The organism is Aeromonas sp. R3-1, from assembly GCF_040908345.1.
In the GTDB taxonomy this organism is placed as follows: domain Bacteria; phylum Pseudomonadota; class Gammaproteobacteria; order Enterobacterales; family Aeromonadaceae; genus Aeromonas; species Aeromonas veronii.
In genome coordinates this window covers 1-3,397 of record NZ_JBFODN010000083.1, presented here as the reverse complement: position 1 = coordinate 3,397, position 3,397 = coordinate 1, and the positions used below count along the sequence as shown (strand labels likewise).

The window sequence follows — 3,397 nt, the reverse complement described above, 5'->3', positions numbered from 1 at the left end:
AGCCGCCTCGCAAGAGGCGGCTTTTTTATGGCTGTTTGGGGTGGTGGGCGGATGCGGTATCGCTACTTCATCAGCTTCTTCACCTCGTCACTGGCCAGTGCCTTGTTGAATTTGTCCCGCGCTTCTTTCCCCTTGGCGGAGTTGGTAAAGCAGACGTGGAGAGACTTGTCCTCAAGGATCTTGCCGTTGAAGCCGAGGTTGGCGGCAACGCCCTTGAGTTGGGGATCGCTCTCCAGCAGATAGGTCATCACATTCTGGTCGATAACCGCCAGATCGAGCCGACCGTTGCCGAGCTTGAGCAGGTTCTGGCTGTCCGAGCTGGTGGCGTCAGCCGAGAGTGCCTTGCTGGCCACTTTTTCGTCAAACTCGGTGGTATTCACATAGCCGGTGACGACACCAATTTTCTTGCCCTTGAGGTCATCAAGGCTCTGCCAGGTGACCGGCTGATCGGATCGCTCGGCAAAGCCGAGAGGGCCGTTACCTATGGGGTCGGAGAAGAGGCAGCTGCTCTTGGGGTCGAGATACTCGGGGAAATAACCCAGTACCTCGGGGTTGTTGGTCGCCTCGTCCACTGCCCGCTGCCAGGGATAGAACTTGATGGTCAGCGGGTCGCCAGCCAGGGCAAAGGCTGCGGTCACCACCTGACTGCTCTTGCCCTGTTCAGGGAGGCTGGCGCTGGTGTAAGGGGGCCATTCAAGGCTGGTCAACACCGCCGCCTGCGCGGCCGTCATGCCGAACAAGGGAAGAGTGGCCAGGGCGAGGTGCTTCCATTTCAGGCTCATAGAGATAACTCCTTGTGGTCAAACACCCCTTAAAGATAGCCCCCGGTGTCGATTGCGGATGCCGGCCATGGCTGACCGGCATCCGTGCCAGCTATTTATTGTCGATATTCTCCGACTGCCAGAGGGCATAGCCCTTGCCGGAGGCCGTGGTGGGCAGATCAATCTGCATCAGGTCGTTGCCGATGACGAATGGGCCGGTGTAGCGGGCGCGCAGATCCTGCGCCAGATCTTTGACCCTGATCTTGCCGTTGAGGCCGATATGGCTGAACACGGTCAGCGCCGGTTTGGCTTCGTTCATTACCCGGGCCGCCTGCTCGGGGGAGGCGAGGTGACCGGCGATCGCCTTGTAGCCGGGGTTGGCCTTCATCTGCTCGGCAGAGGTCATGGAGACGCAGTGCACCAGCAGGTCGGCCCCTTTGGCCTGCTTCACCACTTCGGGGCTGTAGCGGGTATCGCCGGAGAGCACCACGCTGTGGCCGTGGTAGTCGATGCGATAGCCGAATGACGGCTTGATGTTGACCCCGTGGTCGTTGTCAAAGGCGGTTACCTTGACCCCGTCATGGTTGTAGACCACCCCGGCGGTGACCTCGTGGCTGTTGATCTCCACCCCGTCCAGCGGCGTTCCCTCATCCTTGACCCGGGTGGCGATGTCGGTGGCGTAGGCCTGCTGCAAGCCACGGGCGAGAGCTGTGGTGCCTTTGGGGCCGTAGAGTTCCATCGGCGCGTGGCGCTGGCCATAGGCCGGTTGCAGCCAGCCGGTCAGCCAGAGATCCGCCAGCCCGTTGGTGTGGTCGGAGTGAAAGTGGGTAAGGAAGAAGGCGTTGACCCGGCCGATGGGGATATGCAGCTGCCACAGGCGAGTGGCGGAGTTGCGGCCAAAATCGAACACCAGCTTCTGGTTGCCCGCTTCGACCAAGGTGCTGTAACCGCCCCGGCTGATCTGGGGCACCGGTGTGCCGGTGCCGAGCAGGCTGACCCGAAAGATATCGGGCCGGGCTTGAGTTGCTGAGGCAGGTGTATGGTCGTGGTTGCTGATAAAGCTGCTCTCGGCAGCCTGACTGGCGCCGCTGGCCAGCAGACCGACCAGTAATGCGGCCAGATAGGTGCTTTTCATGGGAATTTATCCTGTGGGGAAGGGACGGCATCACTGTATTGGTAACTAAAAGTTGAATAAATTGGCTAAAATCCATTTCTTACTAAACTTTTGGTTGTGAATCAGGGCTCGGTAGCGGGTCGTGTTACTCAGGAACGAACAAAGGAGCGGTTGTGGACCGATTGACCAGCATGCGTATCTTCACCCGGGTGGTGGATCTCGGCTCCTACAGCGCGGTGGCGAGCGAAGAGGGGATCAGCGCCCAGATGGTGGGCAAGCATGTGCTGGGGCTGGAGCAGTGGTTGGGGGGCAAGCTGTTTCACAAGACCACCCGCCAGCAGACTCTCACCGAGCTGGGCCAGCTGTTTTTGGCTCGCTGCCAGCGGGTACAGGAGGAGATGGCACTGACCGAGTCGCTCACCCAGAATCTGCTGGCCGAGCCGGCCGGACGGCTGCGCATCGCCGCCCCCCTCAGCTTTGGCCACCACCGGCTGGTGCCGCTGCTGCCCGCTTTTCTCGACCGCTACCCCAAGCTGGATCTGGATCTGCAGCTCACCCCGCGCTGGGTCGATCTGGTGGAGGAGGGGTTCGACGCCGCCATCCGCACCCTGCGCCCGCAGGATGAGGCGCTGATCGCCCGTCCGCTGCTGACCCAGCACTACCGCCTCTGCGCGGCCCCCGACTACCTCAATCGCCACGGCGTACCCCGTCATCCGGCCGATCTCGCCCGCCACCAGTGCCTGCACGGCAACTGGGGGGAGCACGAGCGCTGGCAGTTTGTCGGGGAGGATGGCCAGAGCGAGGAGGTGCGGGTCGCCTCGCGCCTGCGCATCAATCACTGGCCAGCCTTGTTGACGGCTGCGCTCTCGGGGGCTGGCATCACCTTGCAGCCAGCCGAACAGGTGCGTGAGCATATCGCTGCGGGGCGTCTGCTGCCGCTGCTTGGCCGCTATCAGAGCCCGGCCAAGATCCTCTACTTCATCTATCCAGCGGCGCGGCGGCAGGTGCTCAAAATCACCCTGCTGGGGGATTTTCTGGCCGAATCCCTGCAAGCTGAGTCCGAGCCTGAATAAAAGGCTGCATATTCTCGCTGCCGTGCTTAACAAAGGGGCGGGGCAAGCCTAACATGGCGGGATGTTTTTTTAGTCAGGACAAAAGGATATGTCTGGGTTGAAAAAGGATCTCGGGCTCTGGCAGGGGATGGGGCTGCTCGCCACCTCGCTGCTCGGCACCGGGATCTTCGTGGTACCGGCGACTGCCGCCTCGCTGGCGGGTGGGGCCTCGCTCTGGGCCTGGTTGCTGCTGATTGCGCTGGTGCTGCCCATCGCCTTTACCTTCGCTCGCCTCGGTCGTCGCTATCCCCATGCGGGCGGTGCGCCGCACCTGATTGGCCTCGCTTTTGGCAACGGCGCCGAGCGCTTCTCCGCCTTCCTCTTTCTGGCGGTGCTGCCGGTGGGGCTGCCTGCCGCCCTGATGATTGCCGCCGGCTTCTGGCACGCCCTGTTCGAGATGGGGGAGTGGA

General features: G+C 62.1%; 4 protein-coding genes. 2 read left to right on the top strand and 2 right to left on the bottom strand.

Annotated features, from left to right (window positions below):
- Nucleotides 1-62 precede the first annotated feature (62 nt).
- A complete protein-coding gene (locus tag AB5Y85_RS05435) occupies nt 63-782 on the bottom strand; it encodes an ABC transporter substrate-binding protein (protein WP_257687061.1) in 720 nt (239 codons plus the stop codon).
- Between the two features lie 91 nt (nt 783-873).
- Entirely contained in the window at nt 874-1,896 is a 1,023-nt protein-coding gene (locus AB5Y85_RS05430; RefSeq protein WP_257687060.1) for an MBL fold metallo-hydrolase, read from the bottom strand.
- Nucleotides 1,897-2,048: 152 nt separating this feature from the next.
- On the opposite strand from AB5Y85_RS05430, the gene AB5Y85_RS05425 reads away from it, so the two are divergent.
- Nucleotides 2,049-2,948 carry a LysR family transcriptional regulator gene (locus tag AB5Y85_RS05425; RefSeq protein WP_252412598.1) on the top strand — a complete coding sequence of 300 codons (900 nt, stop codon included), beginning with the start codon at nt 2,049-2,051 and terminating at the stop codon, nt 2,946-2,948.
- An 88-nt stretch (nt 2,949-3,036) separates the two neighbouring features.
- A partial coding sequence (locus tag AB5Y85_RS05420; RefSeq protein ID WP_368221251.1) for an amino acid permease occupies nt 3,037-3,397 on the top strand: 361 nt, incomplete at its 3' end.